General features: G+C 67.8%; 26 protein-coding genes. 10 read left to right on the forward strand and 16 right to left on the reverse strand.

Features of this window, described 5'->3' with window-relative positions; translation table 11 throughout:
• The first annotated feature begins 75 nt into the window (after positions 1-75).
• Positions 76-621 (forward strand): helix-turn-helix transcriptional regulator, encoded by a 546-nt coding sequence (locus ACZ5MJ_RS11950; protein ID WP_464219535.1) that lies wholly within the window; start codon positions 76-78, stop codon positions 619-621.
• Between the two features lie 15 nt (positions 622-636).
• On the opposite strand, the gene ACZ5MJ_RS11955 is transcribed toward ACZ5MJ_RS11950, so the two are convergent.
• The 5 genes from ACZ5MJ_RS11955 to ACZ5MJ_RS11975 form a co-directional block, all read right to left on the reverse strand.
• Positions 637-1,038 (reverse strand): acyl-CoA thioesterase, encoded by a 402-nt coding sequence (locus ACZ5MJ_RS11955; RefSeq protein ID WP_018310310.1) that lies wholly within the window; start codon positions 1,036-1,038, stop codon positions 637-639.
• Positions 1,039-1,090: 52 nt separating this feature from the next.
• Positions 1,091-2,119 carry a DctP family TRAP transporter solute-binding subunit gene (locus ACZ5MJ_RS11960; protein WP_464219538.1) on the reverse strand — a complete coding sequence of 343 codons (1,029 nt, stop codon included), beginning with the start codon at positions 2,117-2,119 and terminating at the stop codon, positions 1,091-1,093.
• Positions 2,120-2,168: 49 nt separating this feature from the next.
• Positions 2,169-3,473: a TRAP transporter large permease gene (locus ACZ5MJ_RS11965; protein ID WP_464219539.1), complete on the reverse strand. Its 1,305-nt coding sequence runs from the start codon at positions 3,471-3,473 to the stop codon at positions 2,169-2,171.
• Complete coding sequence (locus tag ACZ5MJ_RS11970; RefSeq protein WP_464219540.1) at positions 3,470-4,072, reverse strand: TRAP transporter small permease; 603 nt, start codon at positions 4,070-4,072, stop codon at positions 3,470-3,472. Before ACZ5MJ_RS11970 ends, ACZ5MJ_RS11965 begins: the two co-directional genes overlap by 4 nt.
• A 323-nt stretch (positions 4,073-4,395) precedes the next feature.
• Positions 4,396-5,181 (reverse strand): SDR family oxidoreductase, encoded by a 786-nt coding sequence (locus ACZ5MJ_RS11975; RefSeq protein WP_115013865.1) that lies wholly within the window; start codon positions 5,179-5,181, stop codon positions 4,396-4,398.
• A 333-nt stretch (positions 5,182-5,514) separates the two neighbouring features.
• On the opposite strand from ACZ5MJ_RS11975, the gene ACZ5MJ_RS11980 reads away from it, so the two are divergent.
• On the forward strand, positions 5,515-7,203 hold the full coding sequence (locus ACZ5MJ_RS11980) for an electron transfer flavoprotein-ubiquinone oxidoreductase (RefSeq protein WP_464219543.1): 1,689 nt from the start codon (positions 5,515-5,517) through the stop codon (positions 7,201-7,203).
• Between the two features lie 116 nt (positions 7,204-7,319).
• Here the strand turns inward: ACZ5MJ_RS11980 and ACZ5MJ_RS11985 are convergent, their stop codons facing one another.
• A complete protein-coding gene (locus ACZ5MJ_RS11985) occupies positions 7,320-8,207 on the reverse strand; it encodes a flagellar brake protein (protein WP_464219544.1) in 888 nt (295 codons plus the stop codon).
• Positions 8,208-8,446: 239 nt separating this feature from the next.
• Here ACZ5MJ_RS11985 and ACZ5MJ_RS11990 point away from each other — a divergent pair, with 239 nt between their 5' ends.
• Together ACZ5MJ_RS11990 and ACZ5MJ_RS11995 are read left to right on the forward strand one after the other, a co-directional pair.
• Positions 8,447-9,160 (forward strand): FadR/GntR family transcriptional regulator, encoded by a 714-nt coding sequence (locus ACZ5MJ_RS11990; protein WP_464219546.1) that lies wholly within the window; start codon positions 8,447-8,449, stop codon positions 9,158-9,160.
• A 37-nt stretch (positions 9,161-9,197) separates the two neighbouring features.
• Positions 9,198-10,304: an NAD(P)/FAD-dependent oxidoreductase gene (locus tag ACZ5MJ_RS11995; protein WP_464219547.1), complete on the forward strand. Its 1,107-nt coding sequence runs from the start codon at positions 9,198-9,200 to the stop codon at positions 10,302-10,304.
• Here ACZ5MJ_RS11995 and ACZ5MJ_RS12000 read toward each other — a convergent pair.
• The 5 genes from ACZ5MJ_RS12000 to ACZ5MJ_RS12020 all read right to left on the reverse strand — a co-directional run bounded on the left by ACZ5MJ_RS12000 (position 10,226) and on the right by ACZ5MJ_RS12020 (position 15,947).
• Positions 10,226-11,506: an MFS transporter gene (locus ACZ5MJ_RS12000; protein WP_464219549.1), complete on the reverse strand. Its 1,281-nt coding sequence runs from the start codon at positions 11,504-11,506 to the stop codon at positions 10,226-10,228. The two genes, ACZ5MJ_RS11995 and ACZ5MJ_RS12000, sit on opposite strands and share 79 nt — an antisense overlap.
• 1 nt (position 11,507) lies before the next feature.
• Complete coding sequence (aroC, locus tag ACZ5MJ_RS12005; RefSeq protein WP_464219551.1) at positions 11,508-12,617, reverse strand: chorismate synthase; 1,110 nt, start codon at positions 12,615-12,617, stop codon at positions 11,508-11,510.
• Positions 12,618-12,691: 74 nt separating this feature from the next.
• Positions 12,692-13,414 (reverse strand): glutathione S-transferase C-terminal domain-containing protein, encoded by a 723-nt coding sequence (locus ACZ5MJ_RS12010; RefSeq protein ID WP_464219553.1) that lies wholly within the window; start codon positions 13,412-13,414, stop codon positions 12,692-12,694.
• 27 nt (positions 13,415-13,441) lie between these two features.
• Positions 13,442-15,340, reverse strand: coding sequence for an MFS transporter (locus ACZ5MJ_RS12015; RefSeq protein ID WP_464219554.1), 1,899 nt, complete (start codon positions 15,338-15,340; stop codon positions 13,442-13,444).
• A gap of 160 nt (positions 15,341-15,500) precedes the next feature.
• Complete coding sequence (locus tag ACZ5MJ_RS12020) at positions 15,501-15,947, reverse strand: CBS domain-containing protein (RefSeq protein ID WP_115662440.1); 447 nt, start codon at positions 15,945-15,947, stop codon at positions 15,501-15,503.
• 251 nt (positions 15,948-16,198) lie between these two features.
• On the opposite strand from ACZ5MJ_RS12020, the gene ACZ5MJ_RS12025 reads away from it, so the two are divergent.
• From ACZ5MJ_RS12025 to ACZ5MJ_RS12035, 3 genes are all read left to right on the forward strand, one after another.
• The gene (locus ACZ5MJ_RS12025) at positions 16,199-17,521 is read left to right on the forward strand and encodes an O-acetylhomoserine aminocarboxypropyltransferase (protein ID WP_464219556.1); all 1,323 of its coding nucleotides are present in this window, start codon (positions 16,199-16,201) and stop codon (positions 17,519-17,521) included.
• Entirely contained in the window at positions 17,521-18,345 is an 825-nt protein-coding gene (locus ACZ5MJ_RS12030; RefSeq protein WP_464219557.1) for an alpha/beta fold hydrolase, read from the forward strand. Before ACZ5MJ_RS12025 ends, ACZ5MJ_RS12030 begins: the two co-directional genes overlap by 1 nt.
• Before the next feature lie 102 nt (positions 18,346-18,447).
• Positions 18,448-18,765, forward strand: a complete 318-nt coding sequence (locus ACZ5MJ_RS12035) for an Mpo1-like protein (RefSeq protein ID WP_464219558.1) — start codon at positions 18,448-18,450, stop codon at positions 18,763-18,765.
• Positions 18,766-18,812: 47 nt separating this feature from the next.
• On the opposite strand, the gene ACZ5MJ_RS12040 is transcribed toward ACZ5MJ_RS12035, so the two are convergent.
• The gene (locus ACZ5MJ_RS12040) at positions 18,813-20,156 is read right to left on the reverse strand and encodes a YihY family inner membrane protein (protein WP_464219559.1); all 1,344 of its coding nucleotides are present in this window, start codon (positions 20,154-20,156) and stop codon (positions 18,813-18,815) included.
• A gap of 163 nt (positions 20,157-20,319) precedes the next feature.
• Here ACZ5MJ_RS12040 and wrbA point away from each other — a divergent pair, with 163 nt between their 5' ends.
• Genes wrbA through ACZ5MJ_RS12055 form a run of 3 tightly spaced genes read left to right on the forward strand, consistent with a single transcriptional unit; the run spans position 20,320 to position 22,764 of the window.
• Positions 20,320-20,922: an NAD(P)H:quinone oxidoreductase gene (gene wrbA, locus ACZ5MJ_RS12045; RefSeq protein ID WP_464219561.1), complete on the forward strand. Its 603-nt coding sequence runs from the start codon at positions 20,320-20,322 to the stop codon at positions 20,920-20,922.
• Positions 20,919-21,326 carry a DUF2069 domain-containing protein gene (locus tag ACZ5MJ_RS12050; protein WP_464219562.1) on the forward strand — a complete coding sequence of 136 codons (408 nt, stop codon included), beginning with the start codon at positions 20,919-20,921 and terminating at the stop codon, positions 21,324-21,326. The genes wrbA and ACZ5MJ_RS12050 overlap by 4 nt, the downstream gene beginning before the upstream one ends.
• Before the next feature lie 19 nt (positions 21,327-21,345).
• Positions 21,346-22,764 carry an FAD-binding oxidoreductase gene (locus ACZ5MJ_RS12055; RefSeq protein WP_464219563.1) on the forward strand — a complete coding sequence of 473 codons (1,419 nt, stop codon included), beginning with the start codon at positions 21,346-21,348 and terminating at the stop codon, positions 22,762-22,764.
• A 13-nt stretch (positions 22,765-22,777) separates the two neighbouring features.
• Here ACZ5MJ_RS12055 and ACZ5MJ_RS12060 read toward each other — a convergent pair whose 3' ends face one another.
• The 4 genes from ACZ5MJ_RS12060 to ACZ5MJ_RS12075 form a co-directional block, all read right to left on the reverse strand.
• Positions 22,778-23,626, reverse strand: coding sequence for an N-formylglutamate amidohydrolase (locus ACZ5MJ_RS12060; RefSeq protein WP_464219564.1), 849 nt, complete (start codon positions 23,624-23,626; stop codon positions 22,778-22,780).
• A 2-nt stretch (positions 23,627-23,628) separates the two neighbouring features.
• Positions 23,629-24,666 (reverse strand): porin, encoded by a 1,038-nt coding sequence (locus tag ACZ5MJ_RS12065; protein WP_464219565.1) that lies wholly within the window; start codon positions 24,664-24,666, stop codon positions 23,629-23,631.
• A 168-nt stretch (positions 24,667-24,834) separates the two neighbouring features.
• Positions 24,835-25,794: an ABC transporter ATP-binding protein gene (locus ACZ5MJ_RS12070; protein WP_464219567.1), complete on the reverse strand. Its 960-nt coding sequence runs from the start codon at positions 25,792-25,794 to the stop codon at positions 24,835-24,837.
• Positions 25,791-26,753 carry an ABC transporter ATP-binding protein gene (locus ACZ5MJ_RS12075; RefSeq protein ID WP_464219569.1) on the reverse strand — a complete coding sequence of 321 codons (963 nt, stop codon included), beginning with the start codon at positions 26,751-26,753 and terminating at the stop codon, positions 25,791-25,793. The genes ACZ5MJ_RS12070 and ACZ5MJ_RS12075 overlap by 4 nt, the downstream gene beginning before the upstream one ends.
• Between the last annotated feature and the right edge of the window lie 9 nt (positions 26,754-26,762).

The following is a 26,762-nucleotide window of genomic DNA, read 5'->3' on the forward strand; positions in this document are numbered from 1 at the left end:
GGCGCCGTCTCTCGTCCGACCGACAGCATACGCAAGCATAGCCGGCTACGCCATTACGTAAAAATACATAAGCAGATGCCCGCAATCGACTACCAGACCGCCTTCCAGCTCGCCCCCGTGGGCCTGGTGCTGTCACGCGAACGCGTGATCGACGACTGCAACGAGGAGGTCTGCCGCATTTTCGGCACCACGCGCGAGGCGCTGCTGGGCCAGTCGTTCCAGGTGCTCTACCCCACCGTCGACGAATTCGAGCGCACCGGGGCCCGCATTGCGCCGATCATGGGCACGCGCGGCATGTACTCGGACGAGCGCATCATGAAGCGCGCCGGCGGGGAACTGTTCTGGTGCCATGTCACCGGCCGCGCGCTGGACCGCTCGCAGCCGCTGGGCGCCGGGATCTGGACCTTCGAGGACCTGTCGCAGAAGCGCCAGGTCACGGCCGAGCTGACCGCGCGCGAACGCGACATCGCGGCGCAGCTGGTGGAGGGGAAGACCAGCAAGCAGATCGGCAAGCTGCTGGCGATCAGCCCGCGCACGGTGGACATTTACCGGGCGCGGCTGATGAAGAAGTACGGGGCCAGCACGTCAGTGGACCTGGTGCAGCGGCTGGTCAACCACTGAGCCCCGCGGCGGGCATCAGCCCTCGATGATCGCCCGGATCTCGGCCGGCACCGGCACCGACTTCTCCTGCGTGTAATCGCACCACACCACCTTGGCCCCGCCCTCGGCCCAGACCACGTCGGGCAGGTCGGTGCGGCGGATTTCCATGCGGGTCTCGAAGCTGGTGCGGCCCAGCTGGCCGGCGTAGACGCGGCACTCGATATCGCCCGGATAGCGCAGCTGCTTCAGGAAGGTCATATGCGCATTGATGATGACCGGCCCCTGCCCGCTCGCATCCTTGCCGCCGCGGCCCAGCGATGCGAACCACTCGATGCGCGCCTGCTCCAGGTACTGGAAATAGACGGTGTTGTTGACATGGCCCATGGCATCCATGTCGCCCCAGCGGATCGGCATGACCACCGTATAGACGTGCTTCATCACAGTCTCCAAATGAAAAGGCCCGCCGAATCCGGCGGGCCCCCTGCGTGGCTTAGCGCTTGGCGATCGCGCCTTCGGCCTTGGTCACGAGGTCGGCGCCGATCTGCTTCTTCCACTTGTCGTAGACCTTGGCGGTGGCCTTGCGGAAGCTGTCGTGCTCGGCCGGCGTCAGGTGCGAGACCTTGACGCCGTGCGCCTCCATGTCCTTCCACGCCGGCGCGCCCGGCTCTGCCAGGCCCTTGCGGGCCAGCGCGATTTCCTGCTTGCCGGCGTCGATGGCGGCCTGCCTGACGATTTCGCGGTCGGCCGGGGTCCAGCTTTCCCAGATCTGCTTGTTGACCACGAAGATCAGCGGATCGGCCACATAGCCCCAGGTTGTGACGAACTTCTGGCCCACCGTGTACAGCTTGGCGGCGGCGAACACCGACTGCGGGTTCTCCTGGCCGTCGACCGCACCCGAGGCCATCGCCGGCTGCGCATCGGCCCAGCTCATCTGGGTCGGGTTGGCGCCGAGCGCGTTGAAGGTCTCGATATACAGCGGCGAACCCACCACGCGCAGCTTCAGGCCCTTGAGGTCCTCAGGCTTGCGAACCTCGCGCTTGGAGTTGGACACCTCGCGGAAGCCGTTCTCGCCCCAGGCCAGCGGCACCACGCCGGCCTTTTCCAGCGTGGTGAAGATCGACTTGCCGACTTCGCCCTGCGTGAGGGCGTCCAGCGCCTTGTAGTCAGGCATCAGGAACGGCAGCGAGAACAGGTTCAGTTCCCTGACCTGCGGCGACCAGTTGATGGTCGAGCCCACCGCCATGTCGATCACGCCCTGGCGGATCGCCGAGAATTCGCGCGTCTGGTCGCCGGCCACCAGCGAGGTGCCCGGGTACAGCTTGATGTTGATGCGGCCGTTGGTGCGTTGCTTGACCAGGTCGGCCCAGATCTCGCCGCCCTTTCCCCACGGGAAGGCCGGGCCAAGCACCAGCGACATCTTGTACTCGGACTTGTAGGTCTGGGCCATCGCGCCGGCGGGGGCGAAGGCGGAAGCGGCCATGGCGGCAGCCGTTGCGAGCATCAGGGCACGACGTTTCATTTCATCTCCTCTCGGGAAAGCGTGAGTTCTTGTTGGTGAATGCGGAACATCAATAGCCGAGGTAGTCCGGCAGCCAGGTCGCCAGCGGCGGATAGGCCAGCACCATCAGCATGGCGACAAACATCGCCAGCAGCATCCAGATCACCCAGGGCACGGTCTCTTCCATGCGCACGCGGGCAATCCGGCACGACACCATCAGGTTCACGGCCAGCGGCGGCGTGAACTGGCCCAGCGCCACCTTCAGCGTCAGCACCACGCCGAACCACACCGGGTTCCAGTGGAAGGCATTGGAGATCGGCAGCAGCAGCGGCACGAAGATCAGGAAGATCGAGATGCCGTCCAGGAACATGCCCACCGTCATCAGCAGCAGCACGATCAGCGCCAGCACGCCGTACTCGCCCAGCCCGGAGGTGGCGATGGCCTGCGCCAGCGGGTCGATCACGCCCAGCGTCGACAGCGCATAGGCAAAGATGCCGGCCAGCGCCACCACCAGCAGGATCACCGCCGAGGTCTCGGCCGCCTCCTGGAAAATGGTGAACAGGTCGCGCATGCCGATGCTGCGGTAGATCACCATGCCCACGAACAGGCCGTAGACCACCGCGACCACCGCCGCTTCGGTCGGCGTGAACCAGCCCGCGCGCATGCCGCCCAGGATCAGGAACGGCGCGACCAGGCCCCAGGCGGCTTCGCACAGGCTCTTCCAGAACGGCGGGCGCGGCAGTCCCGCCTCGATCGCGCCCATATTGTGCTTGCGCGCCAGCCACACCGCCGGAACGATCAGCGCGACGCCGGCCAGGATGCCCGGGATCATGCCGGCCGCGAACAGCGCCGGCACCGATGCGCCAGGCACCAGCACGCTGTAGATGATGAACGCCACCGAGGGCGGGATCAGGATGTCGGTCGCGGCGGCCGCGCCGACCACGGCGGCGCTGTACGAGCCGGGATAGCCCGCGCGCGACATCGCCGCGATCATCACCCCACCCACCGCGGCCGCGTTGGCCGGGCCGGAGCCGGAGATGCCGCCGAGGAACATCGCCACCAGGATCGCCACCAGCGGCAGCATGCCGGGGCCGCGGCCGACGATGGCGATGGCAAAGGTCACCAGCCGCTGTGCCACGCCGGAGCGGTCGAAGATCGATCCCACCAGCACGAACATCGGGATCGCCAGCAGCGGATACTTGGCCAGCCCCGCATAGAAGTTCTGCGGCACGGCCAGCAGGCCGAACATCTGGGTATCCAGGTTGGACAGGCCGATGGCGACCAGGCCGCCCAGGCCCAGTGACACGCCGATGGGCACGCCCAGCAGCATCAGGCCGATAAAGACCACGAACAGGATGATGGCGACGAGGGTCATTGCGCCGCCTCCGTCGCGCCTGCCCTGGCCGCGTGCAGCGCCTTCAGGGCGCGCACGTTGCGCACTGCCAGCCCCAGCGCGCGCAGCGCGATGCCGGCCGACAGCAGCGGCAGCCAGATCGAGTACCACCAGCTCGGCACGCCGATGCCCGGCGAGGTCTCGCCGAAGGTGTATTCGTCCCAGGTGATGCGCGCGCCCAGCACCGCCAGCGCGATGAACATGACCGCAACGGCCAGCGCCGACAGGATCGCCAGGCGCCGCTGCCGGGCCGCGCTGCCTCGCTCGAAGAAGAATTCGATGCGGATATTGCGGTCGCGCGCCACCGCCGCGCTGCCGGCGACCAGCGCCAGCACGATCATCAGGAAGACCGAGAACTCCTCGGTCCAGGCAAACGATTCGTCGGTGAAATAGCGGACCACCACGTTGGCGAAGGTGATGCCGACCAGCAGCACCATCACGATCACGCCAATCCAGTCCTCGATGCGGGGCGATACCCGGAATTCAGCGTCCTGCGCTTCGTCGGCGGCCTGCGGGATCAGCGCGGAATCGACGACGTGTTGCGGCACGGCGTTGCGCCGTGCCTCTTGTTGTGGCTCCATCTCCCCGGCCTCCGGTCCAGGGCCGCTCGGGCCATCCGGCCACCGCGGCGTTTTTTTACTTGTATGTGAGAACCCGATTCACCATGAAGAAGGGGCGCTTCTTCATGGTGAATCGGGTTCTTATGACTTAATCTACAGACATGGCGGATTATGCCAAGACTGGCACGCTACGCACGAATTTTCTGACTATCGATTTGTGCTGGCGACGGCGCGCCCAAGGGGGGCCGGATAAGCTCTGGGGCCGCAATTTGGGTATCCCGCGCCGCTTACGGCGCGCGCCGGGATGCGGGGGCGTTGCGCCCCCACTGCCAGGAATGAGGCGGTCAGACCATGCCGTCGTCGGCGGTGATGACGGCCCCATTGATGAACTGCGACTGGTCGGATGCCAGCAGCAGCAACAGGCCGTCGAGGTCCTCGGGCTTGCCCAGGCGCTTGCGCGGCAGCATCTGGATCAGCTTCTGCCCGGCGTCCGAGTCCCAGTGGTGGTGGTTGATATCGGTGTCGATATAACCCGGGCAGATGGCGTTGGTATTGATGCCGTGGCGCGCCCATTCCAGCGCCATGGCCTTGGTCATGTGCACCACGGCGGCCTTGCTCATGCAATAGACGCCGATCTGCGACAGCACCTTGAGCCCGGCCACCGAGGCAATATTGACGATGCGCGCCTGCGGCAGCGGGCTGCCGTTGCGCTCGGCGCCCTTGGCGCGCGCGATCATGCGCTTGGCCACTTCCTGGGCGACGAAAAAGGCGCCGCGGGTATTGGTGTCGAAGACGAAATCGAAATCGTCGGGAGTCACGTCGGTCAGCTTCTGCGTGGTCGACACGCCGGAGTTGTTGACCAGGATGTCGATCGAGCCGGCTTCCGTCTCGGCGTGCGCCACGGCGGCGCGGATGCTGTCCGGGTCGGTGACGTCCAGGCGCACCACGTGGGCGCTGCCGCCCTCGGCCTCGATGGCCGCGCGCAGCTCCTTGAGCCGCTCGCTGCGGCGCGAGGCCAGCACCACCTTGGCTCCGGCGGCGGCCAGCACCGTGGCGAAACGCGAGCCCAGCCCGCTTGAAGCGCCGGTGACCAGCGCGACCTTGCCTTCCAGATTGATCGACAAACCCATGATGACCTCTTGTGCGGGAGCCCCTCCGGCCTGTTCGGGAGCAGAAGGCAGCATATCAGAAAAAAGAACGACCGTTCCAAAAAAATCCTTGCCTGTGGGTGGCGAGTCCCGGACAATGCCGGAGATTCTAAGAACTTGGCCAGCAAAGGGAAAGAGGGAAAACGCGCGTTCCGGCAGCCTTCGGGCGCCGTTCGGGCGGCGTTCAAGACCGAAACGCCGACAACTCCCTTCCCGCGGGCTCCTGTCCGCGCACCGGGCCGGGTTCTCAGCAGAACGATCACCGCATTTCCCACAATCGCAAGCAAGCAGCAAAGAAATAGAGGGTTAGAGACAATGGATCAGCAACAGCTCCTGGAGCAGTTCGGCCCGCGCGAAGCCATGGAATACGATGTGGTCATCGTCGGCGGCGGCCCCGCCGGCCTGGCCACCGCCATCCGCCTCAAGCAACTCGCGCAGGAGAAAGGCGCCGACGTCAACGTGTGCGTACTGGAAAAGGGCTCCGAGCCCGGCGCCCACATCCTGTCGGGCGCCATCATGGATCCGCGCGCCCTCAACGAGCTGATCCCGAACTGGAAGGAACTGGGCGCGCCGCTGAACCAGGCCGTGACCGAAGACAAGTTCCTGTTCCTGAACCAGTCCGGCTCCAAGGGCACGCCGCCCGCGCTGCTGCCCGAGTGCTTCCACAACGAAGGCAACTACATCATCAGCCTGTCGAACTTCGTGCGCTGGCTGGGCCAGCAGGCCGAGGCGCTGGGTGTTGAGATCTTCCCGGGCTTCCCCGCCGCCGAGGTGCTCTACAACGAAGACGGCTCGGTCAAGGGCGTGGCCACCGGCAACATGGGCATCAACAAGGAAGGCGAGCCCACCGAGAATTTCCAGCTGGGCATGGAGCTGCATGCCAGGTACACCATCTTCGCCGAAGGCGCGCGCGGCCACCTGGGCAAGCAGCTGATCGCCAAGTTCGGCCTGGATACCGGCAAGGATCCGCAGAGCTACGGCATCGGCCTGAAGGAACTGTGGGAAATCGACCCCGCCAAACACAAGCCCGGCCTGGTGGTGCACACCGCCGGCTGGCCGCTGGATCCGGCCACCTACGGCGGCTCGTTCCTGTACCACATGGAAGACAACAAGGTCGCGGTCGGCTTTGTGGTCGGCCTGGACTACACCAACCCGTGGCTGTCGCCGTTCGAGGAGTTCCAGCGCTTCAAGACGCACCCGGAAATCCGCCAGTACTTCGAGGGCGGCAAGCGCCTTTCCTACGGCGCGCGCGCCATCACCGCCGGCGGCCTGCTGTCACTGCCCAAGACCGTGTTCCCGGGCGGCGCGCTGGTTGGCTGCGACGCCGGCTACCTGAACGCCTCGCGCATCAAGGGCAGCCATGCCGCCATCAAGACCGGCATGCTGGCCGCCGAGGCCGCCTATGACGCGCTGCAGGCCGGCCGCCAGCACGACGAGCTGACCGCCTACCCGGCCGCGTTCGAGCAGAGCTGGCTGCACAAGGAACTGCTGCAGGCCAAGAACTTCAAGCAGTGGTTCAAGAAGGGCCGCACCACCGCCACGCTGATGACCGGCATCGAGCAATGGCTGCTGCCCAAGCTGGGCATCCGCAACCCGCCGTGGACCATCCACCGCGTGAAGCCGGACCACGTGTACCTGAAGCCGGCCGCCGAGTGCCAGAAGATCGAGTACCCGAAGCCGGACGGCAAGCTGACCTTCGACCGCCTGAGCTCGGTGTTCATCAGCAACACCAACCACGAAGAAAACCAGCCGGCGCACCTGACGCTCAAGGACGCCAGCGTGCCGGTCAACATCAACTGGGACAAGTACGCCGGCCCGGAGTCGCGCTATTGCCCGGCAGGTGTGTATGAGTTCGTGCAGGACGAGACGTCGGGCAAGGAACGCCTGCAGATCAACGCGCAGAACTGCGTGCACTGCAAGACCTGCGACATCAAGGACCCGACCCAGAACATCGTCTGGGTGACGCCGGAAGGCGGCGGCGGCCCGAACTACGTCGGCATGTAAGCCTGGCGCGCCAGCGGCAGGCATGTGAAAACGGCACCGGAAACCCAGTGCCGTTTTTGCATCCGCGGCCGGTAGCGCTGGCGCGTGGAGACAATCAGAACATAGGCGGGATGCCGCTAAACGGCCGCGACAGCCGCGGGCTGCAGGGGCATGCGGGTGCTGGACAGCAGCTGTTCGTAGATATAGCACTGCAGCAGCGTCAGCTCGCGCTCGGCCAGCACATCGAAGGCCACGCCGAAGGCAGGGAAGTCGGCGTCGTCGCTGGCCGCGCCAGGCGCGGCGACACGGACCCAGCCATCGATGGTGACCTCGCTGTCCAGTGACGCCGTCCGCAGCTGGAAGCGCAGCCGCACGCGGCTGCCCGGCGCGGGCGCCGGTGCGGTGGTCTGCACCAGTGCGCCGCCGGTGCTGAGGTCTGACAGCAGCGCCAGGCGCGCCGCACCGGTGTCGATGGCTTCGTCATCGCCGGGCTCGGTCAGGTAGGCCGCCAGCCGGGTGGGCACGCGCGCCGCCTTGCGCACCGGCGTGGCATGCTGCTGCACCGGCGCCGACAGCACCAGGTAGCGGAACGGGCTGCGGCACACGGCGGTGATGGTCGAGGTGAAGCTGTGGATGGCCTGCCCCGAGAAGCCGCGCAGCAGCACAGCATCGCCTGCCTTCAGCGGCAGGTCGCGCCCACCAAGCTGCGGCCAGGTGACAAAGAGGCCCTGCTCGATAAAGCCGATCAGCCGGCTGGCGGCCGGGCGCGCGGCCTCGCCGTCGAGCTTGATATGCAGCAGAGTGCCGACCTGCAGGCCGAGCGGCCCGGTACTTGGACGCAACTCGTCATCGGCATCGTCGCCGCCATCTTCGCGGCAGACCACGCCGTGGCGGAACACCAGCGCCAGGTCGCGTTCATCGGGAATGACGTTGCCGCTGCCGAGCACCAGATTGCCCTCGCCATCAAGCAGCGACCAGGGCAGCGGGTATCCGACGGGAAGATCGTTAGGTGTGAGCTGGATCATGGCTGTTCGCGGTAGGCCCCGGGGTGGACGCCACGGGGCATGTCAAGCCCTGGGCGGAGCCGACGCGCAGGATCCGCCACCTGTATTGGGTTTCTATCGGCGCCGGCGCGGCGAAATTAAGTGCGCGATGATTGACCGAGGCCGCATGTGTAGCATTCGCTCCCTGCGGAAACCTTGACGCGCCGCAAAGTTATGGCCAGAATCACCAAAAGCTGTCTGACAGCCTGACACATCGAGCCATGACCATCCTGCCCCGCCCGGCCTCGCTGGCCAGCCGCATTGCCCAGACCCTGCACGACGACATCCTCGCCGGCCGCTACCGCGCGGGCGCGCGCCTGCCGGCGGAAGCGAGCCTGGCCGATACCTTCGGCGTGAGCCGGCCGATCGTGCGCGAGGCCATCGCCCAGCTGAAGGCCGATGGCGTGCTGGTGACACGCAAGGGCTCGGGCGCTTATGTGTCCGAGACACCGGGCGGCCAGGCCTGGCGCGTGGCCAGCGAGCCCGACGGCGGCCCGACGCTGTTGCAGCTGTTCGAGCTGCGCCGGGTGGTGGAAACCGCCTGCGCCGAAATGGCCGCGCAGCGGCGCACCGGTTCCGATATCGACGCCATCCGTGCCGCGCTCGCGGTGATGCAGGCTCAAGCCGACGGCCACGGCGACATGCCCAGTGCGGCCGCGGCCGACATGGCCTTCCACCGTGCCATTGCCGAGGCCGCGCACAACCCCTGCTTTACCGGCCTCACCGATTTCGTCAGCCAGCAGATGCTGGCCGCGCGCCAGCGTGCCTGGGAGAACACCGCGCGGCTGAGCGCGACAACCGGCGTGCCGCGCGCCGCCGACCAGGAACATGCGGCGCTGGCCGAAGCCATTGCCGCCGGCGACGCCGCGGCAGCGCGCCATGCCGCGCAGCGCCACCTTGCGGCCGCCGCCGCACGCCTGGGCCTGCCGGCCTGAGCCCCGAACACACAGGACATTGGAGCAAGGAACAACCATGGAACAAGTGGATTGCGTCGTCATCGGCGCCGGCGTGGTGGGACTGGCCGCGGCACGCGCGCTCGCGCTGCAGGGCCGTGAAGTGATCATCCTGGAAGCCGAGAATGCCTTCGGCACCATCACCAGCGCGCGCAACAGCGAGGTCATCCACGCCGGCATCTACTACCCCGCCGGCTCGCTCAAGGCGCAGCTGTGCGTGCGCGGCAAGGCCATGCTGTACGACTACTGCGCCAGCCACCATGTGGCGCACCAGCGCTGCGGCAAGCTGATCGTGGCCACCAGCGAGGCCCAGGTGGCCACGCTCGAAGGCATCCGCGCTAAGGCGGCGGCCAACGGCGTCGACGACCTGCGCCTGATCAGCCGCGCCGAGGCGCAGGCGCTGGAGCCGCAACTGCAATGCCATGCCGCGCTGCTGTCGCCGTCGACCGGCATCGTCGACAGCCACGGCCTGATGACCGCGCTGCTGGGCGACGCGGAAAACGCCGGCGCAATGCTGGCAGTGCAGTCGCCGGTGCTGGGCGGCGCGGTGACGCCGGACGGGATCCGGCTGGAGATCGGCAGCGAGGAAGGCAGCGCCACCACGCTGCTGGCGCGCACCGTGGTGAACTCAGCCGGGCTGACCGCGCCGGAACTGGCGCGCCGCATCGAGGGCATGCCCGAAGCCCATATCCCGCCGCAGTACTACGCCAAGGGCTGCTATTTCACGCTGGCCGGGCGCGCGCCGTTCTCACGGCTGATCTACCCGGTGCCCGAGGCCGCCGGGCTGGGCGTGCACCTGACCCTAGACCTGGGCGGCCAGGCGCGCTTCGGCCCCAATGTGCGCTGGATCGACGAGATCGAATATGGCGTGGACCCGGCCGATGCCGACGGCTTCTATGACGAGGTGCGCCGCTACTGGCCGGGGCTGGCCGACGGCGCGCTGCAGCCGGGATATGCCGGCATCCGCCCCAAGATCAGCGGCCCGCGTGAAGCGGCGGCGGACTTCCGCATCGACGGCCCCGCCGCGCATGGCGTGCCGGGGCTGGTTCACCTGTTCGGCATCGAGTCGCCGGGGCTGACCTCGTCGCTGGCCATCGCCGAACGGGTCTGCGCGGTGCTGGCCTGAACGGCGTCATCGCCTTCCGCGCGGAAGCTCATCACGGCACAGACCGCGCCGGCGGCCGCCGCAATGGCGGCCAGCCCGAAGGTATGCTCCGGCGCCAGCGCGTTCCAGGTCCAGCCCATCGCCAGCCCGCCCAGCGTGCCGCCGACGCCGTAGGAAATGCCCGTGTACAGCGCCTGCCCGCGCCCCTGCAGCGGCCCGGCAAACCATGTTTGCAGCCGCTTCAGGCTGGCGCTGTGATGCGCGGCGAAGGTGGCGGCGTGCAGCACCTGCACCAGCGCCATCAGCCACGCAATCTGCGCGAAGTAGCCGGTCAGGCCGAAGCGCAGCGCCGCCAGAACGAAGGTGCCGGCCAGGATGGTGCGCAGCGCGTAGCGCGCGAACAGCAGGCCCTGGTAGTAGAAGAAGACGATCTCGGCGACCACGCCGATGGTCCACATCACGCCGATGGCGAACTTGCTGTAGCCGAGCTTGGCCAGCCACAGCGAATAGAACACATAGAGCGCGGCGTGCGCGAACATCATCAGGAAGGCTGAGGCCAGGAACCAGGCCACGTCGGGCCGGCGCAGCAGCGGCAAGGCGCGCGGCGGTGCCGTGCGCGGACCTTCGTCGGCGGCGTCGCGCATACTCAGCACCACCCCGGCCAGGATCGCCAGCAGCGTGCTGGCCACCCACGGGAAGGCGCGCATGCCGACTGCCTCGAACAGCGCCCCGCCCGCCAGCACCGCGCCGATGAAGCCGACCGAGCCGAACATGCGGATGCGGCCGTAGCTATGGTCGAAGGCGCCGTAGCGGCGCAGCGTGGAGATGGTCAGGGCATCGCCCAGCGGCGACATTGCGCTGGTCAGGAGGCTCAGCGTCAGCATCATCGCCATCATGCCGCCGTAGCTGCCGACGCCCGGCAGCATCAGGAAGGCCAGCAACGAGGTGAACGCGCTCACGCGCAGGATGCGCACGCGCGTGTGCATCACGTCGGACAGCCAGCCCCACAGATAGGGCCCGACGATGCGGCTGACCTGGAAGCTCGCCATCAGCACGCCGATCTGCACCGGGTTGAAGCCGCGGTCGGCGAAATACAGGCTGACGTAGGGCGAGATCAGGCCGACGTAGCCGTAGTAGCCAAGGTAGAAGAGCCCGAAACGCGCGTAGTCCGGGCGGCCGGCGCCGCTGGCGCCGCCCTCGCCGCCCGCTGGGTGCGGCGTCAACTCAACGGGTCTGGCCGGCCTGCGCGGGGATGCGCGGCGTTTCGACCCTGACGTCGCCGCACTGGGCGCGGTGGCGCAGCGCGTGGTCGATCAGCACCAGCGCCAGCATGGCCTCGGCGATCGGCGTGGCGCGGATGCCCACGCAGGGGTCGTGGCGGCCGAAAGTCTCGACGGTGGCGGCGTTGCCGGCCTTGTCGATCGATTCGCGCGGGGTACGGATCGAGGAAGTCGGCTTGATTGCCAGCGACACGGTCACATCCTGGCCGGTGGAGATCCCGCCCAGCACGCCGCCGGCGTTGTTGGTGCGGAAGCCCCCGGCGGTCAGCTCGTCGCCATGGACGCTGCCGCGCTGGGCCACGCTGTCGAAGCCGGCGCCGATCTCCACGCCCTTGACCGCGTTGATGCCCATCATGGCGTGGGCGATATCGGCGTCGAGCTTGTCGAAGAGCGGCTCGCCCAGGCCCACCGGTACATTGCTGGCCACCACCTCGATGCGCGCGCCGACGGAGTCGCCGTCGCGGCGCAGCGCGTCCATATAGGTTTCCAGCTCGGGAATGATGTCGGCATTGGCCGCGAAGAACGGGTTCTCGGGCACTTGCGACCAGTCCGTGAACGGCACGGCGATCTCGCCCAGCTGCGACATATAGCCCCGGATCTCGGTGCCGTACTGTTCGCGCAGCCACTTCTTGGCCACGGCACCGGCCGCCACCACCGGCGCGGTCAGGCGCGCCGACGAGCGGCCGCCGCCGCGATGGTCGCGGATGCCGTATTTCTGCCAGTAGGTGTAGTCGGCATGGCCCGGGCGGAAGGTCTCGACGATATTGCCGTAGTCCTTGCTGCGCTGGTCGGTATTGCGGATCAGCAGGCAGATCGGAGTGCCGGTGGTCTTGCCCTCGAACACGCCGGACAGGATCTCGACCTGGTCGGCTTCCTGGCGTTGCGTGACGTGGCGCGAGGTGCCCGGCCGGCGACGGTCCAGGTCGCCCTGGATGTCGGCCTCGGTCAGCGCCATGCCCGGCGGGCAGCCGTCCACCACCGCGCCGATGGCGGGCCCGTGCGATTCGCCGAAGGTGGTCACAGTGAAAAGCAGGCCAAGGGTGTTGCCGGACATGATGGAAACCGCACAGGAATTGGGGACGGCCTCCATTGTAAGGCCAATGCCGCCCCGCTGGCGGCCCGGCGGGTTCAGGCGGCCGCGCTTTGCGCCACCAGATCCGGGTAGAACTCGGCGCGCATCCGCGCCATATAGGCCACCAGGTTGGCATGGCCCTCCGCCGCGGTGCGGATCGGGGTGTCGAATACGGGGCACAGCAGGCTGCCGGCGAAGGCAAACAGCGTGGCGTCGGCCCCGCATGGCAGGTTGCCCATCAGGTAGGGCTTGTCGCCGAGGATGTCGGCGATCGAGGTCACGCCCTTGCTGGCCAGCGCCACCAGGTCCTCCTCGCTATGGCGGCCCAGGCCCTGCCCCCACAGCGTCTTGCGCACCTTGTAGCGCACCAGGCGCTCGGCTAGGCCGCGCACCGGCGCCGGCACGCCGCGGAAGAACTGGGCCGGCCCCTTGTCGAAATTGGCCTGGTCCAGCCAGCGCACCCGCGCCACCGCCCAGTACAGGTGGTCTTCCATCAGCTTCTCGGCGGCCCAGGCGATACCGCGCTCGGCCGCGCTCAGGCCGGCGTCGAAGTCGATGTGGTAGGTCTTCTCGATATGCCAGCGGATCATGGTGGAATCCGCCACGATCCGGCCCATGTCGTCCAGGTAGGGCAGCTTGCCCTTGGGCGCGCGCCGCAGGCTGCCGCGCCGCGCCTGGTAAGGCAGGCCCGCCAGCTTGAGCAGCATCTCGGCCTTGGTGACGAAGGGGCTGGCGTCGGGCAGCCCGAAGGCAGGGCCAAAGGTGTAGAGCGTAATCATCGTCGATTCGGTTTGCACACCATGGAATTAACGCCAGTCGCCGCGCAGGGCCTGCACCATCTGCTGCAGCCCCTCGGGCGTGGCGGCCTCGGGCGGCACCGGCTCGCCCACCACCAGTTCCAGCCGGTTCAGGATGCCGCGCCGGAACGGCCGCGACATCGCCGGGGCGCCCTTGCGCGAGAAGAAGCTGCCCCACAGCCCGCGCAGCGCCATCGGCACCACCGGCACCGGCGTGCGCTGGATGATCTGCTGCACGCCCTGCTTGAACGGGTTGATGTCGCCGGTCGCGGTGATCTTGCCTTCCGGGAAGATGCAGACCAGGTCGCCCTCTTCCAATGCTTGCGCCACACTGTCATAGGCGCGCTTGAGCATGTCCGGATTCTCATGCGCCGGCGCGATCGGGATCGCGCGGGCCTGGCGGAAGAACCACGACAGCAGCGGCACCTTGAAGATATTGTGGTCCATCACAAAGCGCACCGGGCGCGGGCTGCAGGCCATCAGCACCACCGCGTCGGCAAAGCTGACGTGGTTGCAGACCAGCACTGCCGGGCCGTCGGCGGGGATGCGCTCGGCATTGACGCGGCGCAGCCGGTAGACGGTATGGACCAGGATCCACGCGATGAAGCGCAGCAGGAATTCCGGCACCAGCGAGTAGATATAGACCGCCACCGCCGCATTGAGCAGCCCCACCACCAGGAACAGGTGCGGGATGCTGTAGCCGGCCTGCGTCATGGCCACACCCAGCAGCGAGGCGGCAATCATGAAGAAGCTGTTCAGGATGTTGTTGGCGGCAATGATGCGGGCGCGGTGCGTGGGCGCGCTGCGGCTCTGGATCAGCGCGTACAGCGGCACGCTGTAGAAGCCGCCGAACATGGCCAGCAGAAACAGGTCGGCCAGCACTCGCCAGTGGTGCGGCTCGGCCAGGAAGCCGCCGAGGCCGCTGAGCGCCGCCGGCGGCTGCCCGTGGCTGGCAAAGTACAGGTCGACCGCGAACACGGTCATGCCGATCGATCCGAACGGCACCAGGCCGATCTCGACATGGCGCCCGGACAAGCGCTCGCACAGCAGCGAACCGGTGCCGATGCCCACCGAGAACACCGCCAGCAGCAGCGTCACCACGTTCTGGTCGCCGCCCAGCACATCCTTGGCATAGCTGAAGAATGAGGTCAGGAAGGTGGCGCCCAGGAACCACAGCCACGAGATGCCCAGCAGGCTCAGGAATACCGTGCGATTGCCGCGCGCCAGCACCAGGTTGCGCCAGGTCTCGGAGAACGGGTTCCAGTTGATGCGCAGGTCCGGCTGCGGCGCCGGCGAGGCCGGGATGCGGCCCGACACCAGCCGACCCGCCACGGCAAGGGCCACGCACACCGCGCCTACATACATCGGCCCCACGATGGTGCCGCCCTGTTGCAGCCCGGCCAGTTCGCCGCCGATCAGGGTCCCGATCAGGATCGCGACAAAGGTGCCCATCTCGACCATGCCGTTGCCGCCGACCAGCTCGCTTTCATCGAGGTGCTGCGGCAGGTAGGCGAACTTGACGGGCCCGAACAGCGTGGAATGCAGCCCCATCAGGAAGGTGCCGGTGTACAGCAGCGGCGCGCTGTGCCAGGTAAAGCCGGCCAGGCCAAGCAACATGATGGCGATTTCCAGCGACTTGACCAGCCGGATCAGGCGCGACTTCTCCAGCTTGTCAGCGATCTGCCCGCTGGTGGCCGAGAACAGCACGAACGGCGCGATAAAGATGGCCGAGATCAGGAAGGCCGCGCTGCGCGCGTCCACGCCCTCGAACAGCGCCGTGTGGTAGGTCACCAGCGAGGTGAAGGCGACCTTGAAGAGGTTGTCGTTCATCGCCCCCAGGAACTGGGTCCAGAAGAACGGGGCGAAGCGGCGCAGGCCGAGCAGTCGGAACTGGCTGTGTTGGCTCATGGATGGGCCGGTCGGTCCGGGCGACCGCCGCGCAAATGGGAACGCCGGCAAGTTTGCCGGAGCCGGCGCCCGGCCGCCACCCCGCCACGACTGCGGGGCGTCAATCGAGGGAATTTTCGAAGCAATCCTCAGCCCGGAATGCCCGGGCGGACTGGCAAGGTCACTCGGCGCGCTCTTCCGGCCAGTCGCGGATATAGGCCTTGAGCATCTTGTTCTCGAAGCTCTGGTCCTCGACCACGGCCTTGGCGACGTCGTAGAAGGAGATCACGCCCATCAGCGTGCGGTTGTCGAGCACCGGCAGGTAACGCGTGTGACGTTCCAGCATCATGCGGCGGACCTCGTTGACGTCGGTCTCCATGGTGCAGGTCAGCGGCGCATCGTCCATCACCTTGCGGATGCTGGTGGTGCCGACGTTGCCGTGATTGCGGGCGAGCGTCTCGATAATCTCGCGGAAGGTCAGCATGCCGACCAGGTCGCCGTACTCCATCACCACCAGCGAGCCGATATCGTGCTCGGCCATGGTGTGGACGGCTACCAGCAAGGAGGTGTCAGGCGTCACGGTATAGAGCGTATTGCCCTTGATCTGGAGGATGTCGCTGACTTTCATGTTGGTCTCCGCTGCCTGCGCTCAAACTGAGCTGAAACTGAGGGCATCGCTCCGGCCAGGGGGCACAGGCGGCGATACCGGTCGTTTTGTTATCTGTCTATGGGTGTGCGGGCACTGTCTGCCCATTGGCCGATCCTAGCCCAAACCCGCCGTCAAAGTAAAGCGGGGGGCCGGTTTGCGGGCGGCGGCAGGGCGTGGGCGGGCGCACGGTGCTACGATGCTGGCCGGAGACAACTCAAGGCCCACCGACCATGTCCGGAACCCGCTTCGACACGCTGGCGCTGCACGCCGGCGCCGCACCAGACCCCGCCACCGGGGCCCGCGCCACTCCCATCCACCTGACCACTTCCTTCGTGTTCCGCGACAGCGAGCACGCCGCGTCGCTGTTCAACATGGAGCGCGCGGGGCACGTCTACTCGCGCATTTCCAACCCCACCGTGGCCGTGCTGGAAGAGCGCATCGCCGCGCTGGAGAACGGCGCCGGCGCCATCGCCACGGCCTCGGGCCAGGCCGCGCTGCACCTGGCGGTGGCCACGCTGATGGGCGCGGGCTCGCATGTGGTGGCCTCGTCGGCGCTGTACGGCGGCTCGCACAACCTGCTGCACTACACGCTGCGCCGCTTCGGCATCGAGACCACCTTCGTCAAGGCGCGCGACATCGACGCCTGGCGCGCCGCGATCCGCCCCAACACCCGGCTGCTGTTCGGCGAGACCCTGGGCAACCCGGGGCTGGACGTGCTGGACATTCCCACCCTCGCGCAACTGGGCCAGGACAACGGCATCCCGCTGCTGGTGGATTCCACCTTCACCACGCCGTACCTGCTGCGCCCGTTCGACCACGGCGCCGGCCTGCTCTACCACTCGGCCACCAAGTTCCTGGGCGGCCACGGCACCACCATCGGCGGCGTGCTGGTCGAAGGCGGCACCTTCGACTTCGAGGCCTCGGGGCGCTTCCCCGAGCTGTCCGAGCCGTACGAGGGCTTCCACAACATGGTGTTCACCGAGGAAAGCACCGTAGCGCCCTTCCTGCTGCGCGCGCGCCGCGAGGGCCTGCGCGACTTCGGCGCCTGCATGAACCCGATGGCCGCCTGGCAGCTGCTGCAGGGCGTCGAGACACTGCCGCTGCGCATGAGCCGCCATGTCGACAACACCCGCAAGGTGGTGCAGTTCCTGGTGTCGCACCCGATGGTGGAATCGGTGTCGTATCCGGAACTGGAATCGCACCCCGACTATGAACTGGCCAAGCGCCTGCTGCCGCGCGGCTGCGGCGCGGTGTTCAGCTTCAACCTGAAGGGCAACCGCATGGCCGGCCAGCGCTTTATCGAGAGCATGTCGCTGTTCTCGCACCTGGCCAACGTGGGCGACGCACGCTCGCTGGTGATCCACCCGGCCTCGACCACGCACTTCCGCATGGACGCCGCGGCGCTGCAGTCGGCCGGCATCACCGAAGGCACGATCCGGCTGTCGATCGGACTGGAAGACCCGGATGACCTGATCGACGATCTCAAGCGCGGCCTGAAGGCAGCCGAGAAGGCCATGGGCGCAGGTGCTGGCAACAAGGGAGGGCAAGCCTGATGGAACTGAACGTTGCAGGCCAGCCGGCCTACGCCTATACCGGCGGCAAACCCTTCGATCCGGCCCTGCCCTGTGCCGTGTTTGTCCACGGCGCGCAGAATGACCACAGCGTGTGGGCCCTGCAGACGCGCTGGTTCGCCAACCACGGTTTCTCGGTGCTGGCGGTGGACCTGCCGGGCCACAACCGCAGCAAGGGCGCGCCGCTGACCACTGTCGAAGCGATGGCCGACTGGGTCATGGCCCTGGTGGCGGCCGCCGGCGTGAAAGCGCCGGCCTTCGTCTTCGGCCACAGCATGGGCTCGCTGATCGCGCTGGAATGCGCGGCGCGGCATGCGCAGGCGGTGCGCGGCATCGGCCTGCTGGCCACGGCCTACCCGATGAAGGTTTCGGACGCGCTGCTGGACGCCTCGCTCAACCGAGAGGACGAGGCCATCGCCATGGTCAACGCCTGGTCGCATTCGAGCCTGGCCAACAAGCCGTCTTCGCCCGGGCCGGGCGCGTGGATGCATGGCGGCAGCCAGCGGCTGATGGAGCGCGTGTCGCGCAACAACCCGCAGGCCCATGTGTTCCACAATGACTTCTCGGCCTGCAACGCCTACGCCCATGGGGAGGAGGCCGCAGCCGCGGTCGCCTGCCCGGCGCTGTTCATCACCGGCACCAAGGACATGATGACGTCGCCCAAGGCGGCCCAGGCGCTGGCCGGCAAGATGGCCAAGGCGAGCCTGGTGACGGTGCCCTGCGGGCATGCGTTGATGGGGGAGCGCCCGGATGAAGTGCTGGACGCGCTTGCGGCTTTTGCACGCAAGGTGGTGGCAGCGGGCTAAGTCAGGCCCCGGGTGGCTGGCCGGCTCCGCCGGCAGCCACCCTCCCTACACCTCGGCGCAGAAGGTCTACACTGCACAAAACAAGACCTGCCGGAGACAGCCATGGCCCACGCCCGCGTGCGCGAGTTCGAGAATTTCGCGGCTTTCTATCCCTATTACCTGAGTGAACACCAGGACCGGACCTGCCGGCGGCTGCATTTTGTCGGGTCGACGGTGGCGTTGCTGTGCCTGGTGGCAATGGTTGTTACCGGCAATGCGTGGTGGCTGCTCGCCGCGGTGGTGGCTGGCTATGCCTTTGCGTGGGTCGGGCACTTTTGGTTCGAGAAGAACCGGCCGGCTACGTTTCGGCATCCGGTTTATAGCCTGATGGGGGATTGGGTGATGTATGGGGATATCTGGCGGGGGAGGATTCCGTTTTGAGGGGGGGTGGTTGTTTGGGTGGGGACCAACGAGCCCCCCAGAAAAACTCAAACCTGCCCATGCCACCCCGGCGGCACCACCTCCAGCGTCCGCCTCTGCCCCGCCCCATTCCCATCCCCCGCCGGAGGCAAATCCACCGGCTGCAGCCGGAACACCGCCTCCAGCGTCTGATCGAGCTGCGGATTATCCAGGATCGACTTGAGCGCATCAGCCCCCCGCAGTTCCTGCGCCAGCGCCGTGCGCGGCAACCGCGGCAGGTTCAGCACCAGGCGGTCATGCAGCGTGCGCAGCGTCACCTGCGACGGATCGCACAGCAGCGCCCAGTGAGCCTGACCACGCTCCTGCTGCAGGCGCCCGATCAGATGCATGGCCTTGAGCTTGCCGAGCAGCCCCGCGAGGTAATCGGCCTCGACCCGCAGCTTGCGGCTCAGGTCCAGCTCACCGACGCTGCGCGGCACTTCGTCGCGGGCGCGGTAGAGCAGCAGCAGCACGCCCAACGCATCGAAGAACTCGCTGCCGGCAAAGGTGCGGCGGCGCCAGTAGCCCTGACGGATCACCGGCAGGTTGGCGGCGATGGTGGCGCCCAGCAGCGTCACCAGCCAGCTCAGGTAGATCCACAGCAGGAAGATCGGCAGCGCCGCAAAGGTGCCATAGACCGCCGTGTAAGTCGGGATATGCGTAATGAAGTAGCCGAAGCCGCGCTTGGCGAACTCGAAAGCGATTGCCGCCACCAGGCCCGCCACGATGGCATCGCGCCACTCCACATAGGCATTGGGCACGGCCGTGTACAGGAAGGCAAAGGCCAGCGCCGACAGCAGCACCGGCGCCGCGCCCACCAGCAGCCCAAGCCCCACCGGCATGGTGCCGACATAACCCGCCGAGATCGAGATCAGGTAGGAGCTGATCGACAGGCTTGCGCCGATCAGTACCGGCCCGAAGGTCAGCACGGCCCAGAACACCAGCACCCGCTGCGCCAGCGGACGCCGCTGCTTGACGCGCCAGATCGCGTTGAGCGCATCTTCCACGGTCAGCATGGTCAGCACCGAGGTGACCATCAGCCCGCCCAGGCCCATCGCGGTCAGCCCGCGCGCGCTCTTGGCGAACATGCCCAGGTAGCGCTGGATCGATTCGCTGACGTTGCCGGGAATCAGGTTCTGAAACAGGAACGCCTCGATGGCGTTGCGGAAGTCGCGGAACACCGGGAACGCAGCCAGCAGCGCGAACGCCACCGTCAGCACCGGCACCACGGCCAGCACGGTGGTGAAGGTCAGGCTGGCCGAGACCTGCGGCAGCCGGTCTTCGCCGGCGCGGCGCAGTGCATAGCGCGTCAGGGCGCGCAGCTTCTGCAGGTTCCATTCCCGGCGCAGTCGGGCGACGCGGGTTCCAATCATGCGCAAACAACCTCCTGGATCTGGTCTGTCGGATCGATGAGCGCCCCCGCTGCACCAGGGGCGCGTGGCCGATGGGAGATGGCGCGGGGGGCGCATCTATAATACGCGCATTGTTTCCGGCATCCGCTGCGCACCGCCCCTCCACCGCCGGCCATCCCGCTCCATGACCGACATCCTTGTCCTGTACTACAGCCGCCACGGCAGCACCCGCAAACTTGCCGAGCTGATCGCCAACGGTATCGACAGCGTCCCCGGCGCCCAGGCCCGGCTGCGCACGGTGCCGCCGGTATCCACCGTCTGCGAGGCCACCGCATCCGATATTCCGGCCGACGGCCCGCCCTATGCCGAGCTGCGCGACCTGGACGAATGCGCCGGCCTGGCGCTGGGCAGCCCCACCCGCTTCGGCAACATGGCCGCGCCGATGAAGTACTTCCTGGACGGCACCGTGGGCCAGTGGCTGTCAGGCGCCCTGACTGGCAAGCCGGCCTGCGTGTTCACCGCCACCGGCAGCCTGCACGGCGGACAGGAAACCACGCTGCTGTCGATGATGCTGCCGCTGCTGCACCACGGCATGCTGATCCTGGGCCTGCCGTATTCGGAGAAGGGCCTGATGACCACCGCCTCGGGCGGCACGCCCTACGGCCCCAGCCACCATGCCCACGGCGACAACCGCGGCCCGGTCACGGAAGACGAATCGGCGCTGGCCATCGCCATGGGCCGGCGGCTGGCGCAGACCGCGCTGCGCCTGGCGGGAGACGCGGCATGACCCCCGTTTCCAACAGCGACCAGGCGCTGCACAGTCCCTGGCTGTTCCGCTTCAGCGTCGGCAGCCTGCTCGCGCTGATGGTGCTGTGCATCGCCTGGGAATGGTTCCTGGCGCCGCTGCGCCCCGGCGGCTCATGGCTGGTCATCAAGTTCCTGCCACTGCTGCTGCCGCTGCGCGGCGTGCTCACGCGCAACCGCTACACCATGCAGTGGTCGTCGATGCTGATCCTGCTGTTCTTCACCGAAGGGATCGTGCGCGCCACCAGCGACCGGGCGCCCTCGTCCACGCTGGCGTGGGTGGAGGTGGCGCTGACACTGGTGTTCTTCACCAGCACCATCCTGTACCTGCGCCCGTACAAGCGCCGCGCCCGCGCGGCCGGCAAGGCGGCCGCGCCCAAGTCCTGACCCCCATCCCGCCATCGCCATGACCTCGCCTCAAGACTCCTTCCTCGCACTGTGCCGTGCCGCGCTCGGTGCGCAGCATGTGCTGACCGACGCGGCCGACAAGGCGCCCTACCTGACCGACTGGCGCAAGCGCTACAGCGGCGAGGCGCTGGCGGTGCTGCGTCCCGGCACCACTGAGGAAGTCGCCGAGGTGGTCCATGCCTGCCATGCGCACAAGATCGCCGTGGTGCCGCAAGGCGGCAACACCGGCCTGTGCGGGGGCGCCACGCCGGTGGCGGGACAGGACCAGGTGGTGGTCTCGCTGCAGCGCCTCGCCCGCATCCGCCAGGTCGATCCGCTCAACAACACCATCACCGTCGAGGCCGGCGTGGTGCTCCAGCACCTGCAGGACGTGGCGCACGAGCACGGCCGGCTGTTTCCGCTGAGCCTGGCGGCCGAGGGCAGCTGCACCATCGGCGGTAACCTGTCGACCAATGCCGGCGGCACCGCGGTGCTGCGCTACGGCAACACGCGCGAGCTGTGCCTGGGGCTGGAAGTGGTGACGCCGTCGGGCGAAATCTGGCACGGCCTGCGCGGCCTGCGCAAGGACAACACCGGCTATGACCTGCGCGACCTCTTTATCGGCGCCGAAGGCACGCTGGGCATCATCACCGCGGCGGTAATGAAGCTGTTCCCGCCGCCGCGCGCCTCGGTCACGGCGCTGGCCGCGGTGCCGAGTCCGCGCGCGGCGCTGGCGCTGCTGGCCATCGCGCAATCGCACGCGGGCGCCATGCTGACCGGGTTCGAGCTGATGTCCGCGCTCAGCATGACGCTGGTGACGCGGCACTTCCCGCAACTGCGCTACCCGTTCGCTGACATCCACCCGCAGCTGGTGCTGCTGGAACTGTCCGACAGCGAAAGCGAAGCCCATGCGCGCGGCATCTTCGAGACCATGATGTCGACCGCCTTCGACGCCGGCGTGGTGGCCGACGCGGTGGTGGCCGAGTCGGTGCAGCAGTCGCGCGACTTCTGGAACCTGCGCGAGCATATCCCGCTGGCGCAGGTGGAAGACGGCAAGAACATCAAGCACGATATTGCCGTGCCGGTGTCGCGCGTGGCGGACTTTATCGAAACCACCGACGCGCTGCTGCAGAACGCCTTCCCCGGCGCGCGCATGGTGACCTTCGGTCACCTCGGCGACGGCAACCTGCACTACAACGTGTCGCCGCCCGAAGGGGTCGACCATGACGCTTTCCTGGCAAACCAGGACCAGCTCAACCGCATCGTGCACGACAGCGTGCGCTCGCATAATGGCTCGATTTCCGCCGAGCATGGGCTGGGCCAGCTCAAGCGCGTGGAAAACCAGCTATACAAGAGCGAAGTCGAGCTGGCGATGATGCGCGCGATCAAGGGCGCGCTCGATCCGATGGGGCTGATGAATCCCGGCAAGGTGATCTGAGCGCACGCCCCGATCATCTTCCCAGTTCGGCGCGGATATATGCCGCCACGTTCTCCAGCAGCGCGTCGAGATGGCCGCGCAGCACCGCATAGCCCGCATGCTGCGCCAGCGTTGCCTCGTCCATATACAGCGCGCGGTTGATCTCGATCTGCAGGCTGTGGCGTCCTTGCGCCGGGTCGGCGTAGGCGCGGATCAGTTCCGCCCCCTTGTACGGCCAGTTGATGCCTACCCGGTAGCCGAAGCCCCTCAGGCACTGCGCCACCAGGTCGATGAACGCGTCCGAGCAGGTGACGCCGTCGCCGTTGCTGATCACAAAATCCGGCCGCTCCGCACCGCTGTCCACGTTCATCGCATTGCCGCGCGACTTCATCGAATGGCAGTCGATGTGCCACACCGAGCCCGCACGCGCGTGATGCTGCGCCAGCAGGCCAGACAACGCGGCGTGGTAGGGATCGTAGTAGGTCTTCACCAGGTGCTCCGCCATCTCGGGCGACAGCGGCGCGGCGTAGACCGGCACGCCCGGCAGCGCCAGCCGGCGCAGCACGCCCATGCCGCGCGCGGCCTTGTCGCTGGGCCGCACGGCATAGGGCATGGTGCCGTCGATCAGCGCGGGATCGATATCGTCGCGGGCGCGGTTGACATCGACCAGCCAGCGCGGAAAGCCCGCGCACAGCAGCGTGCCGCCCACCATCGGCGCATGCGCGAAGAGCTGGTCGACGTAGGCGTCCCAGCCCGTCAGCAGGGCTTCGGGGGGCGCGGCCAGCGGCAGGGTCTCGGCATGCGCCAGGCCGCTGTGCGGGGAGTCCACCACCAGCGGCAAGGCCGCGCCAGCAGGTTCAGTCAGCGAATAAGGAAGAGCCATTATCAGAATTTGTGCTGGATGCCGATGCCCACCGTGGTCACGGTATCGCCGGCCTGGTGCGAGTTGGGATCCTCGCGGTCAAAGAAAACGTAGGGCATGGTGCGCTTGCTCAGGCTGTAGCCGTAGGCGGCCTGCACCTTCTTGAGCCGGCCCTGCGGGTCGCGCTGCACCGCGCGCTCCATGTAGTTCACGGTGAGCTTGTGGGCGCCATAGGGCACGGTGAAGCCGACCAGCCAGTACGGCACGTCGGTACGCGTGGTGGCAGTGCTGACGTAGCGGTCGCGCCCATAGATGCCGTAGAGATTGACCACGGTGAAGTCGTACGAAGCCACCGCCTGCACCTTGTCGCGGAAGTCGTTGGCCACCAGTCCGCCGGTCTTGGCATCGCGCGAATAGCCCACGCCGGCGGCAAAGTTGCCGGCGGCGTAGTTCAGGCCAAGGTCGTACTGCCGGAAATCGTCTTCCGCCTTCACCGGGGACTTGGCGTTGGGCGTGGCCGGATCGGGCCCCGCCAGGTTCACCCGCGCGCGCAAGGAAAAGCCGCCGAAGTCCGGCGTCACATAGCCCAGCGCATTCGACACGCGGTTGCGCGCGTTCAGCACCTTGGTGCCGATGGCGGTGGCGCCGGCATCATGGATGGCGAAGTCGATGTTCTGCGTCACCTGCGAATAGATCGGCGACCCCACGATCGCCGCTGAATCCAGCCGCCCCAGTGCTATCGCGCCGAAGCCGCCCTCCAGGCCGACAAAGGCATTGCGGAACTGCGGGTTGGTGGCCATGCCGGTATCGGCGAAAAACCCTTGCTCCAGCCCGAACGCGGCGCGCAGCCCGCCGCCCAGATCTTCGCTGCCGCGCATGCCCCAGCGCGAGGCGTTGTCGGTCATTTGCGTGACCCGGCCGTCCGGCCCCTTCTGGTATTCGATATCAGTGTCGATGCGGCCGTACAGCGTCACCGATGCGTCGGCCGCCGCCGACAGCATCGCCAGCGCGCCGCCGATGCAGGCGCGTCCGAACGCGCTCCTGGTCTGGATACCCTTCATGCTTCTGCTCCCTCTCTTGTTGTGTGCCAATGCACGAATCCCCCTCGGTTGGTCCCAACTGCCGCGTTATCTGTCCGCGCAGCGCGCACGCTCCCCGCCCTCCCGCGCGAGGCGGGATGGCATCGATGGTCTGGGGAGCGTGGGCCGGCCGCGCCGGGCGGCGGCTATCTAGTCATTCAGGTGGCAGGCGGACAGCCGTCCGCCAATATCGCGCAGCACCGGTACTTCGGCCGCGCACCGCGCGCTCGCATGCGGGCAGCGCGGATGGAAGGCGCAGCCCGTGGGCGGCGCCAGCGGGCTGGGCAGCTCGCCGCGGATCGGCTGGTGCGCGGGCGGGCTGGCGCCCAGGCGCGGCGCGTCGGCCAGCAGCGCGCGGGTATAGGGGTGGCTGGGCGCGGCGAACACCGCGCGCGCGTCGCCGCTCTCGACGATGCGGCCCAGGTACATGATCACCACGCGGTCCGACATATGCTCCACCACCGCCAGGTTGTGGCTGATGAAGACATAGGTCAGTTCATGTTCGCGCCGCAGCTGCATGAACAGGTTGATGATCTGCGCCTGCACCGAGACGTCGAGCGCGGAAACGGCCTCGTCGCAGATCAGCAGGCGCGGACGCAAGGCCAGTGCGCGGGCAATCGCCACGCGCTGGCGCTGCCCGCCGGAGAACTCATGCGGGAAGCGCTCGGCGTAGCCGGGATCGAGGCCCACCTGCTGCAGCAGGTCGCCGGCGAACGACGCCGCGCGCGCCCGCTTGACGATGCCGTGGTAGACCGCGCCTTCGGTAATGGCCTGGCCGATGCGCAGCCGCGGGTTGAGCGAGGCATAGGGATTCTGGAACACCATCTGCACGGCGCGGTGATAGCCGGCGGACGCGATGTCGGCGCGCTTGCCTTCCCACGCGATCTCGCCACCCGTCTGCGGCAGCAGACCCGCCAGCATGCGCCCCAGCGTGGACTTGCCGCAGCCGGACTCGCCCACCACGCCCAGCACCTCGCCCTTGGTCACCTGCAGCGAGACATCGTTGACGGCATGCACCGCCTGCATCGGCTTGCCGGCCATGCGTCCCAGCAGCCCGGGCTTCAGCGAGAAGCGTTTCTGCAGGTTGCGCGCTTCGAGCATGACTGTCATGCCGCCTCCAGGGGATAAAAGCAGCGCAGCGTCCGGCCGCGCACGGTGGTTTCGGCAGGTGCCTGGCGGCACGCGTCCTGCGCCCGCGGGCAGCGGGGCGCAAAGGCGCAGCCTGGCGGCAGCGCGGCCAGCGCCGGCGCGGCGCCCGGGATCGCGCGCAAGGTTTCGCCGCGCATGGCCGGCGTGGGCAGCGAATCCAGCAGGCCGCGCGTGTACGGATGCAGCGGCCGTTCGATCAGGTCGGCGACGCGGCCCTGCTCCACCACCCGGCCCGCGTACATCACGCAGACGCGGTCGACCAGGTCCTTGACTACCGCCAGGTCATGGGTGATCCAGATCGCGGCGGCGCCGGTGTCGCGCACCAGCTGCTTCATCTCGTAGAGGATCTGCGCCTGGATGGTGACGTCCAGCGCCGTGGTGGGCTCGTCGGCAATGATCAGGTCCGGGCGGTTGATCAGCGCATTGGCGATCGCGACGCGCTGGCGCATGCCGCCCGACAGCTCGTGCGGATAGGCGCGCATGCGCTCCTCCGGTGCGGGAATGCCCACCCGCGTAAGGGCATCCACCGCCTGCGCATGCGCCTGCGCGCGGGTGCGTCGGTGATGCACCAGCACGGTCTCGGCCAGCTGGTCGCCCACGCGCATCACCGGATTGAGCGACATCATCGGGTCCTGGAACACCATCGCCATGCGGTCGCCGCGCAGCGCCTGCCACTGGCGCGAGGTACACGCGCGCAGCTCCTGCCCCTTGAAGCGGACCGAGCCGCCGGTGACGCGCCCGGGCGGATCCAGCAGGTTCATCAGCGAGAACGCCGTCACCGACTTGCCCGAACCGGACTCGCCGACAATGCCGAGGATCTCGCCCGGCTCCAGCGCGAACGAAACCCCATCCACCGCCTTCACCGCCCCGCGCGCAAACGCGAAGCTGGTGCTCAGGCCGGAAACTTCCAGTAGTGCCATGCCGGGCTC

Source organism: Cupriavidus sp. LA-1 (assembly GCF_055385985.1).